We start from the raw sequence: 14,794 nt of genomic DNA, 5'->3' as shown, positions 1-14,794 counted from the left end.
CAATCACCTTTTGCAGCAGGTCTATAGATTCCGCTAACGAGTAGCGGAATGACGAATTTGTTGTTTTTCAAATTGTAGGTAAACCTAAGCCACTTTAGCTATATATAATAGAATTTCGCTTTCTACTATCTTTCCAATCGCTTTATACATAATTCTCGAATTTTGAAAATTTGCTCCATGTTGTACGGTATATTTGGGTTATTGATCAACCAGTTCTCAATAAATTGTTTATGCTTTTCTACTTTGTAGTTTCCAAGATGTTCGGGCTCAATTTTCTCTTCCTCTGTCAGTTCTAGTGAGGCACTATTTTCTGGAAAAGTTATATCAATAATTCGATTTTTATAACGAAGGTAGCAGTGCATTTCCGGAATTTGCAACAAGTTATACTCATTTAGAACTGCAGAAATTTTTGGAGTGTTTACTTTACTCATCATAAAAACTGCTATGTATAACGTCATAGCAACTTCGCACTCAAAACTTAACTCATATATAAGTGCATGCTTTGTGCTGCATGTACCACATTTCTCACTAATTACCGATAAATAATCTATACGATTGTTATTACGTCCGTAAGGCAGTTTATGTACATATTTTAATGCTTCACGAAATGTAGTAATACCCAGAGTTAAAAAGAGATTTGATATAGGCTTATGATTAGATAAATATATTTGATTTAAGTCATTCATATCATCATTATCTAATTTCTCACTTGTATAAAATTTGTTTTCTTACTTCGAGACCTAATCTACCACGACTTTTACATGGCGTTTCTTTCCTGCAGATAATTTTATAAATGACTGACCTTTAAAGCTCTCAGAATTTATTATGTAGTTAACATTGTTTATAATATTATCATTAACTTTGCACCCATTGCCCTGTATTAAACGCTTTGCAGCGCCTTTTGAAGGTTCAAAACCGGTGTCATGCAGTAGGTTTACTAAGGATATGCCGCTTGCAACTTGCTCTTTTTTTATGATGTAATCAGGAAGTAGTGAACTGTCTTCATTTTCAAAAGCAGAGACTGCAGCAGATCGTGCAAGTTCTGCTTCTTTATTACCATGACATATTTTTGTCACTTCTGTTGCTAAAACTTTTTTTGCTTCATTTATTTCCTGATCTTTTAAGGATTCTAACTTTTTGATCTCATCAATTGACACATCAGTGAGCAATCTCAAAAAACGTCCAACATCTTGATCATCAACGTTGCGAAAATATTGCCAGTAGTCGTAAGGCTTTAGCATATTATCATCAAGCCACACTGCTCCACTTTCAGTTTTGCCCATTTTTACCCCTTGAGCATTCAATAAAAGAGGGGCAGTAAGGCCAAACAGCTCAGGTAAATTCAACTTTTTTCCAAGCTCAATTCCGTTTACTATATTTCCCCACTGGTCTGACCCTCCAATCTGCAGACGACAGCCATGCTTTTTATTCAACTCAACAAAATCATAAGCCTGCAATAGCATGTAATTAAATTCCAGAAAGCTTAAGGTTTGCTCTCTATCCAGCCTGGTTTTCACACTATCAAAACTTAGCATACGATTTACAGAAAAATAAGCTCCTATATCACGCAAAAAATCTATGTATTTTATATTATCCAACCAATCTGCGTTATTTACTATCATTGCACCAGTCTTGCTGTCATTAAAAGACACCATTTTCTCTAATATTCTCCTTATGCTGGATGTATTTTGATTGATGTTCTCTACGGGCAAGATGCTTCTTGCTTTATCTTTGAAGGATGGGTCACCAATTTTTGTTGTGCCACCTCCAAGTAAGACTATCGGCTTATAACCAAATTTCTGCAGGTGACGGAGCATCATAATCTGAATTAGGTGACCAGCATGAAGACTTGGTGCTGTGCAATCAAACCCAATGTATGCGACTATATGATTATTTTCGGATAATAGCTGATCTAACCCTTCAATATTTGTACATTGGTATAGGCACCTTCTTTCTTGGATAAAATTTAAAAACTCGGACTTGTGTTTCATTTTATAAACCCCAGTCTATCCTGTAATTAATGCCGAAGGTAACCCTAATAGAGAAGCCATTGCCCAGACACTGGGATCCAGAAAACTTAATTATAAACAAGCACACTATACAACGTTTTCGATGAAATTGCATGAAAAACTGGATTCCAGTGTCAAGCACTGGAATGACACCACCTGTGCAGGAGTTGCCTTCAAAATTACAACGTTTGTGCAGTTGTGCACCAGCTATCCAGGCAATCAGTTCCATAACTCTTCTATTTTATAATACTCCCTTACTTCTGACCTGAATATGTGAACCATTATGCCTTGAAAATTCAAAATCACCCAATTGCCTTCATCCATACCTTCTACATCTATTTTATCATGTCGCTCGAGACTTTTTATTACGTGTTCAGCTAACGCTTTCACATGGCGACTTGAATCACCAGATGCAATAATCATATATTTTGCAATAATGGTTCTATTCTGCACATCGAGAGTAACTATATCGTGACCTTTATTTTGATCTATTATACTTACAATCATGCTTTTTATTGATTCTGTATCACTGGATACATTAGTCATCATCTTAAATTATTTAATTTACTTATAATTATACACTCAAAATCTCTAAATATGAACTATTTTCAACGCGACTGTTCGTTAAAAAGGTATTATCTGCATCTATTTTATCATCATGTTTTTAGCATGTACAATGTATATACTTTTATATATAATTGAAAATAGCTTTCTACTAGTATTCATTATGGGCAAGACTCTCATTTACTTAATCGGCTTTCCAGGCAGTGGTAAGTTTACTACTGCAAAGGAACTGTGTAAAATCATTGATGCAGTAATAGTAAGCAATAATCTATTCAATAATATTATATTTGATATTGTTAAATTGCAGGATGCTGAAGTTCCAGATGAACTATGGGAAAAAATTTTTGCAGTTAGGGAAAATGTATTAGCAATACTAGAAAAACACTATATAAAATCAAAACATTATATATTTACAAATGAATTGATAGAGGGTGACCCCTATGATCAGAGAATATACAACTCTGTGGTAAATTTAAGTAAAAAAATGGATATGGAAATTCTTCCTGTAGTGTTACATTGTAATGACGAAGAACTAGCAAGGCGTATTCACTCAAAGGAGAGATGCCGGAAAAATAAAATTATTGATTCGGATTTTGTTATGAAAAGAATTGAAGGGAAAAGGCTATTTATACCGGAAGGTACACTTGAAATTGATAACTCAAACTTAAGTGCAAAGGGAGTTGCAAAGAAAATTGTTGAAGAGATGAAGGAAGAAAAAAATGGAAAATTAATTAAAACTTCTGTAACAAATCATTTAAAAACAGAGCGTACTCGTGGTTGAGCAGAAAGATAAGTATCGTCCTTGTGTTGGCATAATGCTATTTAACAGACAAGGACATGCCTTTATTGGAAAACGCTTTGATAGCGACTCTTACTGGCAGATGCCACAAGGAGGTATTGATGATGGTGAGGAACTGGAACAAGCAGCGTTACGTGAGTTGCTAGAGGAAGTTGGTACTAATAAAGTAAAGGTTATAACTAAAAGCAAGGATTGGATATACTACAACTTGCCTGAAGAAGTTATACCAAAGTGCTGGAATGGGAAATATTCTGGTCAAAAGCAAAGGTGGTTCTTAATGAAATTTTATGGAGAGGATAAGGATATTGATATTAATTATACTGATCATCCAGAGTTCAAAGAGTGGCGTTGGCAAAGTATAGATGATTTAGTAGCCAATGCTATATCATTTAAAAAAGAAGTTTATAAGACAGTGATAGAAGAGTTTTCTTCTACAATCAAAGCCTCTATTATTGAGTAAAATTTATAATAAGCTCATGATAGTAGATTCTCATTGCCACTTGATTTATTTTTCTGATGATGAAATACCAAAAGTAATTTCAAGGGCAGAGCAAAATGGTGTAAAAATTTTGCATAACATATGCGTAAGCATTGATTATATCCCTAAATTATTAAAAATTTCTTCATCCTACGATCAAGTCTACTTCTCTGTTGGTATACATCCACTTGATGCTGCTATAGAAAACGGTGAGTGTATACATGCTGATGAATTAGTTGAATTTACTAAGAATCAAAAGGTAATTAGTATCGGTGAAACCGGGTTAGATTTTTATAAATCTAACAACAAAGACAATCAGAAAAAAAGTTTTGCATCACACATAGAAGCAGCAAGAATAACTGGGTTGCCCTTAGTTATTCACACTAGAAATGCTGATGATGAGATGATTGATATATTAAAATCAGAAATGAAAACTGGCACTTTTGGTGGAGTAATGCACTGTTTTGCTTCCTCTAAAGAACTTGTTTATCAATCTATGGATTTAGGGTTATATATTTCATTTTCTGGAATTATTACTTTTAAAAATGCGAGCTTACTCAGAGGAATTGCACAAAATGTACCACGCGAGCGTGTTTTAGTCGAAACTGATGCACCATATCTATCACCTGAGCCTTATAGGGGAAAAAAGAACGAACCAGCAATGGTAAAATATGTTGTGGATTGTTTGGCAGAGTTATGGAATGAGTCACCCGACAAAGTAGCAGAAATAACCACAAGCAACTTTTTTAGGCTGTTTACGAAACTTGAGCTACAAGGAAATTCTATAAAACCATTGATTTGCTTATGAGCCTAAATAGTTCTTTCACTGCATTCACAGATTTATTGAACATTTCTCGTTCACTATTATCCATCTTAACTTCTAGGACCTTTTCAACTCCATTTTTTCCAATAATTACAGGAACACCAATAAACAAATCTTTTACACCATATTCACCATTAAGGTAAGCAGCACATGGTAATATACGCCTTTTATCTTTTAAATAGGACTCTAACATGCATATAGCTGAAGATGCAGGAGCGTAGTATGCAGATCCAGACTTAAGCAGATCAACTATTTCTTTACCGCCATTGCGAGTGCGTTCAACTATTTCATCAACTTTTTTCTGCGTAATGAGACCCATATCGATAACTTGGGTAAGTGGAATGCCAGCGATAGAAGTGCAATTAATGAGTGGTACCATAGTGTCACCATGTCCTCCAAGCACAAAAGCAGATATATCTTCAACTGAAATATTTAATTCACTTGCAAGAAAATAACGGAAACGGGAAGAATCAAGCACTCCTGCCATTCCAACAACCATATTAGCTGGAAGGTTTGAAAATTTATGCACCACTGAAACCATGGCATCCAAAGGGTTGGTAACCACTATTACAAACGCATTTGGAGAATACTTCTTAATATTTTCACCAACCTCCTTCATTACTTTAGCATTGGTTTGCAGGAGGTCATCCCTGCTCATTCCAGGTTTTCTAGCAATGCCTGCTGTTATGATGATTGCATCAGAATTTTCTATATCTTTGTATTGATTAGTTCCAGTTAAACCAGAATTAAATCCATCAATAGGGGATGATTCTGCTATGTCGAGTGCTTTACCTTGCGGTATTCCATCACTAATATCAAGTAAAACAACATTGCCGAGTTCCCTTAGTGCAATCATATGGGCAAGAGTTCCACCGATATTTCCTGCACCGATTAAAGATATTTTTTTTCTTTGTACTGTCATTTGCTACTCCTTTGTATTTACTTTTATGGTTTTACCTTCCCAAGGCGATAGGCTATCAAGCATACGAAAATCTTGCGGCAAATCTATAGGATTATATACAACCTTTTTTGCCTCTATATCGTATCTTACTTCCTCATAACCAGTGAGAGGGAAATCTTTTAACATTGGATGACCTTTGAATCCATAGTCTGTTAGAATCCTACGCAAATCAGGGTGATCAGAGAATTCTATTCCATACATATCAAACACTTCACGCTCAAACCACGAAGCTGTGCTAAATACCTTTGCTATGCTTGGAGGCATATCGCCCTCACATAATTGAAGTTTTATGTGTACTCTAATATTATACACAATGCTGAGTAAATTGTACACTAACTCAAAGCGCTTTTCTCGATCTGGATAGTCAACCCCAAAAATATCAACTAATAGTTCAAACCTACACTTTTCATCATCACGTAGAAAGGATAGGTGCTTTTCAATTTCATCTAAAGTTGAATATATTACAATAATGCCATCATCTTTTTGAATGCACTCACACTTGGTCTTTTTTTGTATATGCCTTGCAGTTTTACCCATGCTTTATATTCTGAGTTCGTTTTATTTTGTTTTGTAGGCATAGCATTCCATATAGCAACGCCTCAGCGGTTGGTGGGCATCCAGGGACATACACGTCAACTGGCACAATTCTATCACAGCCTCGGACTACTGAATAAGAGTAATGGTAATAACCACCACCATTTGCACAACTTCCCATAGAAATAACATACTTCGGGTCTGCCATTTGATCATAAACCTTGCGCAATGCTGCTGCCATTTTATTAGTTAGTGTGCCAGCAACAATCATCACATCTGATTGACGTGGGCTTGCACGAAACATTATGCCATATCTATCAAGATCATAACGGCTGGATGCAGTATGCATCATCTCAACTGCGCAACATGCAAGACCAAATGTCATTGGCCACAATGAACCAGACCTTGCCCAATTCATTACATAATCTATTAAATCACCAAATTTAGTAACAAGAAACCCTTCTTTTTTATAACGACCCCAGTCATCATTAGATAGAATTTGATTTGTCATAAACTACTCCCACTCTAATGCACCTTTACACCATTCATAGATAAAACCTATAGTGAGTATTGCAAGAAATACCATCATAGACCAAAATCCACCATAGCTTATCTTAGATAAAGAAACAGCCCAAGGAAAAAGAAAAGCAATTTCTAAGTCAAATATTATAAATAATATTGAAACTAGGTAAAATTTAATGTCAAAATTTTTTCTTGCACTGGATAGTGGGTTGAAGCCACACTCATATGTGGAAAGTTTTTCACCATCTGGCTTACTCACTGCAAGAAACATAGGCAATATACCTAAAGCAAAAGATACTACAATTGATACGCAGATAAAGATTACTATGGTTAGATATTCGCTCATTTAACAAAACATATAACACTATGAGTTTACATGCTTTCCTAACTTTTTACCACCTAAAATATGCACGTGAAAGTGTGGTACAACCTGCTCTCCATTTTCACCGTAGTTAGTGACTAATCTATATCCTGTTTTTTCTAAATTATATTTATGTGCTATTTCTCTGACAATTTTGAAAAAATTTACTATCTCCTCTTCAGAAGCTTTTAGAATAAAATCATCGTATGAAATATATTGATTTTTTGGTATAACTAAAATGTGAACTGGTGCGTCAGGGTGCTTATCACGAAAAGCTAGTACATTTTCATTTTCATGTACCTTCTCACAAGGTAACTCACCTCTTAATATTTGAGCAAAGATATTATTGCTATCATAAACTTCATTGTTCATATTTTAAGAGCGACCTTTCCCTCTTCCTTTATTTCTTTCTACATCAGGCGTAGATAGTGGTTTTATTACTTCACCAGAGGTATCTTCAAAATTCAAAAAAGTACTTCCCAATCCTTCTGCTTGCTCTTTGATATCTCCTTCTGATAACTGCATATTTTCTATAGGAAAAATAGTTTCTTTACTTTTACCAAAAGGAAACTCGTTAGGATTAGTAATGTTAAAAGATTTTACTAATTCATCTGTACTTGTAACAGTTTCTGAAGACTGCCCTGGTGACTTTCCAGTTTGTGCTGGCCTTAGAGTTTCTGATGGTTTGTTCTGGTTATCATATTCTCGATACAATTTTTCTGCAATACCATTCAGCAATTTTAAGTCTGTATGAATTTTAAATTCTCCACCAGTAATTCCTGCCAGCTTCTTAAGGTCTTCGTCAACTTTATTAGCAATTCCTTTAAGAACAAGCTCTTTTATTTCTTTCTCGCTCTTGCCTTTATTATCAGGATTAGTTTTAATAGTGTTAGCTATTTCCTCAACGTTAATTTCAATTACAATTTTGTTTTCTTCTCTAAAAATAGTTACATTCGGTAAACCTACTTTTATTTTACCCAATTGTTCATCGTTCAAATAAGGTATATCTCCCGTCAGAGTCCTTGACGCTAAAAAAGCTACCTTTCCTTTCCCTTTCTTTTGCTCTGTTATTTCTACACCAAGATTCTCACTAGCTTGTGTGGTTTTTATAGGTGGATCATATTTTTCAAGCTCGCTGCCAATAACATAGCGCCAGCCATTTTTTATGTCGTGCCACATTTCGCCCCGAGACTTAAACCAGTTTTTTGGCTGTATAGGATATATTATACCCCAAAATAGAGCTTTTGCACCTCTACCCAGAAAACTTCCTACTCCCAAAGCTGTATTACCAACTTTAGCTAGTATAGAAGTAGATTCTTCATTTTGGTCGTCTTTTGGCATACATACCTCCAAGGTACTTTCTACAACTAAATACATTTTAATTATAGACGAAAAAATTTAAACTTCTATATCCATTATAAGATAGAATTATAGGGATTGCAACAATTATTTATACATTGTCTAAAACATGTGGTATTTGCTACTTTATTCAATTTACTTTAAAGAGTACTCTCTAAATTATGTTTAAATGGAACACAAATAATATCATTGATGCAACTGGCGGAAGAGGCGTAAATGGTTGTAATTGGACACATAGCTCAAATATTTCAACGGACACAAGAAGCATAAAAAAAGGTGATTTATTTATTGCACTCAAGGGAAAGAATTTTGATGGCCATAATTTTTTGCATGAAGCGTTTTTAAAAGGGGCTGCCGCTGCAATAGTAAGTGAGGGTAAATATAAAAATTTCCCTCTCATTATTGTACAAGATACCCTGAAAGCTTTGCACGATATGGCATCATACTATATTAGAAATATTCTTGTTAATGCTAAAGTTATTGCAATTACAGGCAGTGTCGGGAAAACCACTACAAAGGATATGCTGCACACTGTTTTATCGCAATATGGAGTGTCCCATGCAAACGAAGGTAACTTAAATAATAATATAGGATTGCCTTTGACAATTCTAAAAGCTCCAAAAAACTGCCAGTACTTAATCCTTGAAATGGGAATGAATAAAGCTGTTGAAATAAAAGAATTATCAAAGATTAGTAATCCAAATATTGCAGTTATTACCAACATCGAACCTGCACATACTGAAAATTTTTCATCACTATTTGACGTTACACAAGCGAAGTTAGAAATTCTATATGGTATGAAAAGTAATGGTACTTTGGTCTTAAACAGAGATAATAAATATTATGATTATCTCTCATCACATGCCAATAGAAATGTAATAAGCTTCGGTAAAGATAAAAATGCTGAAGTTTGTTTGTTGGACCTAATAAGAAATGATGACGGGCTAAATTTAAAAATCAGGCTGAGTGATAATCAAACTATAAACTGTAATTTACGTGTGCAAGGTGAGCATTTTGCTTATTCGCTACTTGTTGTTGCAGCAGTTGTGCAGAGCCTCGGACTTGATTTATTAAAATTACCACTTGCACTTAAGAATTTTAGTGTAACGAAAGGTAGAGGCAATATTCATAAGGTCAAATACAATAAAAAATATATACATTTAATTGATGACTCCTATAACGCCAGCCCTGCTTCGATGAAAACTGCAATAAAAACTTTGAGTACATATTCTAATCAGAGAAAAGTAGCTTTGCTTGGTGATATGTTGGAACTTGGTGATAAAAGCATAGAATTTCATACAGATTTGGTTAAGATTGTTACAGAAAATAATATAGATAAAATTTATACAGTTGGTAAATTTATGTTAGAATTGCATGAGCTTTTGCCAGATAATATAAGAGGCGCGCATTTTAATGATTCTAATCAATTGAAAAGTGATTTAGCTAACATTATTCAGAATAATGACGCAATTTTAGTTAAAGGCTCACGAAGAATGAAAATGGATCTTATTGTACGGGAATTCATAATAGAATATTAAGCAAAATCATTGTATTAATTTACAGTAACAAATTATTAGGAACTTTAATCGTGACAAAACGTGTAATTATTTTTGGTGGAACGGGGTTTATAGGGAAACACATCGTAAGACGCTTGGCAGCAGAAGGATATTTAATAAAGATATTCACTCGTAATCAGGAAAAAGCTGCTTGTTTAAAATTGTGTGGCAATTTGGGAGAAATATCAATATTTAAAGGCGATTTTTTTGATGAAAAATCAGTTCTAGAGGGTATGGAAGAATGTGATGTAGCCATAAACTTAGTGGGAATATTATATGAAGCAAAAAAGCACGATTTTTACGCTGTTCACGTTAAAATAGCTGAAAGGATAGCAAAAGCTGCAAAAATGAAAAATGTACCTATGATGATACATTTTTCCGCTATGGGAATAGAAAATAGCAAGTTATCAAAATATGCCAAAAGTAAATTGGAAGGTGAAAAAGCTGTAACTTCAGCATTTCAAGAAGCAATAATAATTAGGCCAAGCCTTGTATTTGGTAAAGAAGATAACTTCTTTAATAAATTTGCAAGATTAGCAACTGTTCTTCCTTTTTTGCCGCTAATTGGCAATGGAACGACTAAATTTCAGCCAATATGTGTAACAGACTTAGCTGAAGTGGTATATCGTATTATCAGTTTTAATAAGCAAGATAAGAAAATTTATAACATGGGTGGACCAAAGGTTTACTCTTTCAAAAGCTTATTGAAGTTTATTCTGAATGTTACTAACAGAAAGTGTTTGTTGATCAATGTATCTTTTCCAATGGCAAAGTTAATAGCTTTCTTTTTAGAAAATAAAATTATTTCTATGCTGCTAAAACCAATAACCAGAGATACGAACCCTGTGCTTACTCAAGATCAGGTGAAAGTTATGATGAATAGCTCAATCGAAAAGTCAGCTGACCTTGAAACAATGAAGGTTCGACCATTAGCAATTGAAAATGTGGTGCCAGAATACTTGAAGATTTATAGAAAGTATTGATAGAAGAGTGTGCCCGGTAGGATTCGAACCTACGACCCACAGCTTAGAAGGCTGTTGCTCTATCCAGCTGAGCTACGGGCACACAATATATATAAAATGCTTCTTAGTACAAGTGAAGTCAAGTATTTCGTGTGAATATGATGTTTGTGGTAATATCTTACAACACCTTGTCATTGCAGTTGTGTGTCACGCGCTGCCGAAATTGGATGCGAGAAGTCCATTTATTTTAGAAATATTATATAGAAAGTTGCTTGACAAACTCCGCCAGCCCCCTTATTATGATAATAAGGGTATTTATGACTCAAAACTTGTTTTTGACCTGCAGGCTCAATGACAAAATTCAGTAAAAAACTCAGGGTATTTTTTGGCGGATTACGTAAAATTATAGCGGCTGCATGTCTTTTAAATTTTTTCTACATTCAGCCAAATCGAGCTTATTTTAAGCGTTAGCACATTATTACAGCGCCAGTTTAAATTATTATAGGGTCAAAACTCGCACCACGGGGCTTCTTTTGCCTTTTTTTCCGTTTGGTAAATTTCTTAATGTTTGTAGCTAAAGCAATTTAAGAAACCGAAAATGGTGTTATTCCAGCGCGTGACGCTGGAATCTAGTCTTTATTATGCAGCCACTTATTTAAAGTTAAGTTTTCTGGATCCAAGTAGTCAGGGCACTGGGATGACACCTTGACAATCGTCATCCCGCTACGTGTTAGCGGATGAGATACCGCGAATGAATCGCGGTATGACGGTCTGCGGCAGTATGACGTAGGACTGCTGTCATTCCAGTGCTTGACACTGGAATCCAGCTTCTATGCAACCTCATCAAAAACATTCATTTAGTATAAGATCAGCTACTTTCCATGCTAGTTTGCTTATAAACAAGCAAACTTTTCTGGATCCCAGTGACCTTTGTTGTATTGCCAAAGAGATGGGTCGTTGAGCGCTCTTTTGCTTGGTTGGAAAAGTGTAGGCGGTTGTGGAAAAATTGCGAACGTAAACTCAATACCAGCTTGCAAATGATTGTCCTTTCCTTCATTTCTCTCCTATTACGAAGATTTTAAACAGGTTCTTAAGAAAGTTTTAAATTTTTGCAGACCATACCTAACAATAAGCAACTTTAAGTTTAAATTTATGAAATTAGTTGTTATATACATCAGCAAATACGAATTTAACTGGTGTTATGGACTTAAATAAATTTACCGAAAAAGCAAAAAGTCTAATTCAAAGTGCTCAGATGAAAGCGTTGGGAGCTGGGCATCAGATTTTTATGCCTGAGCATTTACTCAAAGTGATGCTTGAGGATGAATTAGGTTTAGTTCAGGATTTGATAAACGCTTGTGGTGGAAATGTGCAAAGTATTTCTGATGCTGTGGATAGCGCAATAAAAAAGTTTCCAGTAGTTGAAGGTCCAGGAAGTGGTGGACTTCAACTTTCAAGAGAAATAGCAAAAGTTTTTGAAGATTCAATTGGTATTGCTCGGAGGAATAAAGATTCGTTTGTTGCCGTTGAGCGTTTACTGCAGGGCCTCACTGCACAAAAAGATGATACTGTAGGCAAAATTCTGGCAGAGAATGGTGTGACTCCACAAAAACTGAACTCAGTTATTGCAGAAATGAGAAAAGGCAGCAGTGCGGACTCGCCACACAGTGAGGAAAAATTAAACGCGGCAAAGAAATATACAAAAGATGTTACAGAGCTTGCTATGCAAGGAAAGCTTGATCCTGTAATTGGTCGTGATGAAGAGATCAGAAGAACTATGCAGGTATCACTGAGGCGGACAAAAAATAATCCAGTGCTGATAGGTGAACCTGGTGTTGGAAAAACTGCAATAGTCGAGGGGATTGCAAACAGAATTGTTGCAAACGATGTGCCACTTGGTTTGCGTGATGCAAAGGTTTTAGCTTTGGATCTTGGTGCATTAATCGCTGGAACGAAGTTTAGAGGAGAATTTGAAGAAAGGTTAAAAGCAGTGATTAATGAAATTTCAAAAACAGAGGGAAAAGTTATCTTGTTTATAGATGAGCTTCATACTTTAGTTGGAGCAGGAGCAATAAGTGGTGCAATGGATGCCTCGAATCTGCTGAAGCCTGCTCTTGCGCGTGGAGAAATTCGCTGTATAGGAGCCACAACTTTAGATGAATATCGTGAACATATAGAAAAAGATCCTGCACTTGCACGGCGTTTCCAGCCTGTGTTTATCTCTCAACCAACTGAAACTGATACCATTTCAATACTCAGGGGTTTGAAGGAAAGATATGAAGTGCATCATGGTATAAGAATTACAGACGGTGCAATAATTGCTGCTGCAACGTTGTCCAATAGATATATAACAGATAGGTTTTTACCTGATAAAGCAATTGATTTGATTGATGAAGCAGCAAGTAGGGTGAGAATTGAAATGGATAGCAAGCCTGAAGTTATTGATGAACTTGAGAGAAAGGTTATACAGCTAAAGATTGAAGCAGAAGCTCTAAAAAAAGAAAGTGATGAAAATTCTAAACAGCGTTTAAAAAAGATAAATGAAGAGATCGAAAATCTAAACAGTAAATTTGCTGACTTGAACAGCAAATGGCAGATGGAAAAGAATAAAATAGCTAGAATACAAGAAACAGTTGAAAAATTAGATAACGCCAGAAAAGAGCTGGAATTGGCTCAGCGGAGTGGAAATTTAGGAAAAGCAGGAGAGCTGATGTATGGTGTGATCCCTCAGCTTGAGAATGAATTAAAAAATCAGGAAAAGGTTACTGATAGTTTCTTAAAGAAAGAAGTGACTGGAGATGATATTGCAAACATTGTTTCAAAGTGGACAGGAATTCCAGTTGATAACATGATGCACAGCGAAAAGGAAAAACTTCTTAACATGGAGAATGAAATAGGAAGAAGAGTAATAGGGCAAAAAGGCGCGATAGAAGCAATAAGTAATGCAGTTAGGCGCTCTCGCTCTGGTGTGCAAGATACTAATCGACCTTTCGGTTCATTTTTATTCTTAGGCCCAACCGGGGTTGGAAAAACAGAACTGGCAAAAGCCCTTGCTGAATTTCTGTTTGACGATCAATCAGCGCTTTTGCGTTTTGATATGTCAGAATATATGGAAAAACATTCTGTTTCAAAGCTAATTGGTGCGCCTCCAGGGTATATTGGCTATGAGCAAGGTGGCAGATTAACCGAAGCAGTAAGAAGAAGGCCATATCAGGTTATTCTGTTTGATGAAATAGAGAAGGCAAATCCAGATATATTTAATCTATTGCTGCAAATCTTGGATGAGGGTAGACTCACTGATAGTCATGGCAAATTAGTTGATTTTCGCAACACCATACTGATCTTAACTTCTAACCTTGGTGCAGAGATAATGCTTAAGGGAGTTACAGAAAATGAGACTCTACCTACTGTCATCCAAGTAGCTGACACTGGGATCCAGATGCAGATTCCAGCGTCACACGCTGGAATGACATCGGAAGGAGGAGTTGCTAACTCTGTAAAAAGCGAAGTGATGCAAATAGTTAAATCAGCATTTCGTCCAGAATTTTTAAACAGGCTGGATGAAATTATTATATTCCACAGTTTAACCAGAGATGACATCTATAAAATTATAGATGTTCAATTTTCTTATTTACAAAAAACACTTGCTAAGCGTAAACTGAGTATAAGTTTGTCGCAGGAAGCTAAAGAACTAATAGCACAAACTGGCTATGACCCTGAATATGGAGCAAGGCCCCTAAAAAGGGTTATACAAGAGTGTATTCAAAATAATTTAGCTAAATTAGTTTTATCAGGGGAAGTAGTAGAAAATGATGAGCTAATAGTGTACGCTCTTGATAATGAAATCTTAGTTAAAAAGGTTTAAG

The 14,794-nt window shown here is 35.4% G+C and carries 15 protein-coding genes, 1 tRNA gene and 1 pseudogene; 7 read left to right on the top strand and 10 right to left on the bottom strand.

Going from position 1 to position 14,794, the window contains the following annotated elements; all coding sequences use genetic code 11:
• Positions 1 to 125 precede the first annotated feature (125 nt).
• From AAGD69_RS03810 to rsfS, 3 genes are all read right to left on the bottom strand, one after another.
• Positions 126 to 686: a hypothetical protein gene (locus tag AAGD69_RS03810; protein ID WP_341811691.1), complete on the bottom strand. Its 561-nt coding sequence runs from the start codon at positions 684 to 686 to the stop codon at positions 126 to 128.
• Between the two features lie 54 nt (positions 687 to 740).
• Positions 741 to 1,991, bottom strand: a complete 1,251-nt coding sequence (gene tyrS, locus AAGD69_RS03805) for a tyrosine--tRNA ligase (protein WP_341811690.1) — start codon at positions 1,989 to 1,991, stop codon at positions 741 to 743.
• A gap of 237 nt (positions 1,992 to 2,228) precedes the next feature.
• Complete coding sequence (gene rsfS / locus AAGD69_RS03800; RefSeq protein ID WP_253309997.1) at positions 2,229 to 2,555, bottom strand: ribosome silencing factor; 327 nt, start codon at positions 2,553 to 2,555, stop codon at positions 2,229 to 2,231.
• A gap of 181 nt (positions 2,556 to 2,736) precedes the next feature.
• Here rsfS and AAGD69_RS03795 point away from each other — a divergent pair, with 181 nt between their 5' ends.
• Genes AAGD69_RS03795 through AAGD69_RS03785 form a run of 3 tightly spaced genes read left to right on the top strand, consistent with a single transcriptional unit; the run spans position 2,737 to position 4,658 of the window.
• On the top strand, positions 2,737 to 3,354 hold the full coding sequence (locus tag AAGD69_RS03795) for an AAA family ATPase (protein WP_341811689.1): 618 nt from the start codon (positions 2,737 to 2,739) through the stop codon (positions 3,352 to 3,354).
• A 34-nt stretch (positions 3,355 to 3,388) separates the two neighbouring features.
• Entirely contained in the window at positions 3,389 to 3,832 is a 444-nt protein-coding gene (locus tag AAGD69_RS03790) for an RNA pyrophosphohydrolase (RefSeq protein ID WP_410529871.1), read from the top strand.
• A gap of 16 nt (positions 3,833 to 3,848) precedes the next feature.
• The gene (locus AAGD69_RS03785) at positions 3,849 to 4,658 is read left to right on the top strand and encodes a TatD family hydrolase (RefSeq protein WP_341812641.1); all 810 of its coding nucleotides are present in this window, start codon (positions 3,849 to 3,851) and stop codon (positions 4,656 to 4,658) included.
• Here AAGD69_RS03785 and mdh read toward each other — a convergent pair.
• Genes mdh through AAGD69_RS03755 form a run of 6 tightly spaced genes read right to left on the bottom strand, consistent with a single transcriptional unit; the run spans position 4,633 to position 8,392 of the window.
• Positions 4,633 to 5,595: a malate dehydrogenase gene (mdh, locus tag AAGD69_RS03780; RefSeq protein ID WP_341811687.1), complete on the bottom strand. Its 963-nt coding sequence runs from the start codon at positions 5,593 to 5,595 to the stop codon at positions 4,633 to 4,635. The genes AAGD69_RS03785 and mdh overlap by 26 nt on opposite strands.
• 3 nt (positions 5,596 to 5,598) lie before the next feature.
• Entirely contained in the window at positions 5,599 to 6,171 is a 573-nt protein-coding gene (locus AAGD69_RS03775) for an NADH-quinone oxidoreductase subunit C (RefSeq protein ID WP_341811686.1), read from the bottom strand.
• Positions 6,164 to 6,679 carry a NuoB/complex I 20 kDa subunit family protein gene (locus tag AAGD69_RS03770; RefSeq protein WP_164224545.1) on the bottom strand — a complete coding sequence of 172 codons (516 nt, stop codon included), beginning with the start codon at positions 6,677 to 6,679 and terminating at the stop codon, positions 6,164 to 6,166. Before AAGD69_RS03770 ends, AAGD69_RS03775 begins: the two co-directional genes overlap by 8 nt.
• 3 nt (positions 6,680 to 6,682) lie before the next feature.
• Positions 6,683 to 7,036, bottom strand: coding sequence for an NADH-quinone oxidoreductase subunit A (locus tag AAGD69_RS03765; RefSeq protein WP_006279576.1), 354 nt, complete (start codon positions 7,034 to 7,036; stop codon positions 6,683 to 6,685).
• Positions 7,037 to 7,054: 18 nt separating this feature from the next.
• Entirely contained in the window at positions 7,055 to 7,423 is a 369-nt protein-coding gene (locus AAGD69_RS03760) for an HIT domain-containing protein (protein ID WP_341811685.1), read from the bottom strand.
• A gap of 3 nt (positions 7,424 to 7,426) precedes the next feature.
• Complete coding sequence (locus AAGD69_RS03755) at positions 7,427 to 8,392, bottom strand: hypothetical protein (protein ID WP_341811684.1); 966 nt, start codon at positions 8,390 to 8,392, stop codon at positions 7,427 to 7,429.
• 179 nt (positions 8,393 to 8,571) lie between these two features.
• Here AAGD69_RS03755 and AAGD69_RS03750 point away from each other — a divergent pair, with 179 nt between their 5' ends.
• Both AAGD69_RS03750 and AAGD69_RS03745 read left to right on the top strand, forming a co-directional pair.
• Positions 8,572 to 9,948, top strand: a complete 1,377-nt coding sequence (locus AAGD69_RS03750) for a UDP-N-acetylmuramoyl-tripeptide--D-alanyl-D-alanine ligase (protein WP_341811683.1) — start codon at positions 8,572 to 8,574, stop codon at positions 9,946 to 9,948.
• A gap of 50 nt (positions 9,949 to 9,998) precedes the next feature.
• Complete coding sequence (locus AAGD69_RS03745) at positions 9,999 to 10,949, top strand: complex I NDUFA9 subunit family protein (RefSeq protein WP_341811682.1); 951 nt, start codon at positions 9,999 to 10,001, stop codon at positions 10,947 to 10,949.
• A gap of 8 nt (positions 10,950 to 10,957) precedes the next feature.
• On the opposite strand, the gene AAGD69_RS03740 is transcribed toward AAGD69_RS03745, so the two are convergent.
• Positions 10,958 to 11,031 (bottom strand) — tRNA-Arg (locus AAGD69_RS03740).
• A gap of 823 nt (positions 11,032 to 11,854) precedes the next feature.
• Between AAGD69_RS03740 and AAGD69_RS03735 the strand changes: the two are divergent.
• Both AAGD69_RS03735 and AAGD69_RS03730 read left to right on the top strand, forming a co-directional pair.
• A pseudogene (locus AAGD69_RS03735) lies at positions 11,855 to 12,010 on the top strand (transposase); the annotation flags it as partial.
• A gap of 119 nt (positions 12,011 to 12,129) precedes the next feature.
• Positions 12,130 to 14,793 (top strand): ATP-dependent Clp protease ATP-binding subunit, encoded by a 2,664-nt coding sequence (locus AAGD69_RS03730; RefSeq protein ID WP_341811681.1) that lies wholly within the window; start codon positions 12,130 to 12,132, stop codon positions 14,791 to 14,793.
• Position 14,794 lies beyond the last annotated feature (1 nt).

The sequence above is a fragment of the Wolbachia endosymbiont (group A) of Conops quadrifasciatus genome, assembly GCF_964027015.1.
Lineage (GTDB): Bacteria > Pseudomonadota > Alphaproteobacteria > Rickettsiales > Anaplasmataceae > Wolbachia.
The sequence above is the reverse complement of the archived record's forward strand: the minus strand, read 5'-3'. Positions and strand labels throughout refer to the sequence as shown.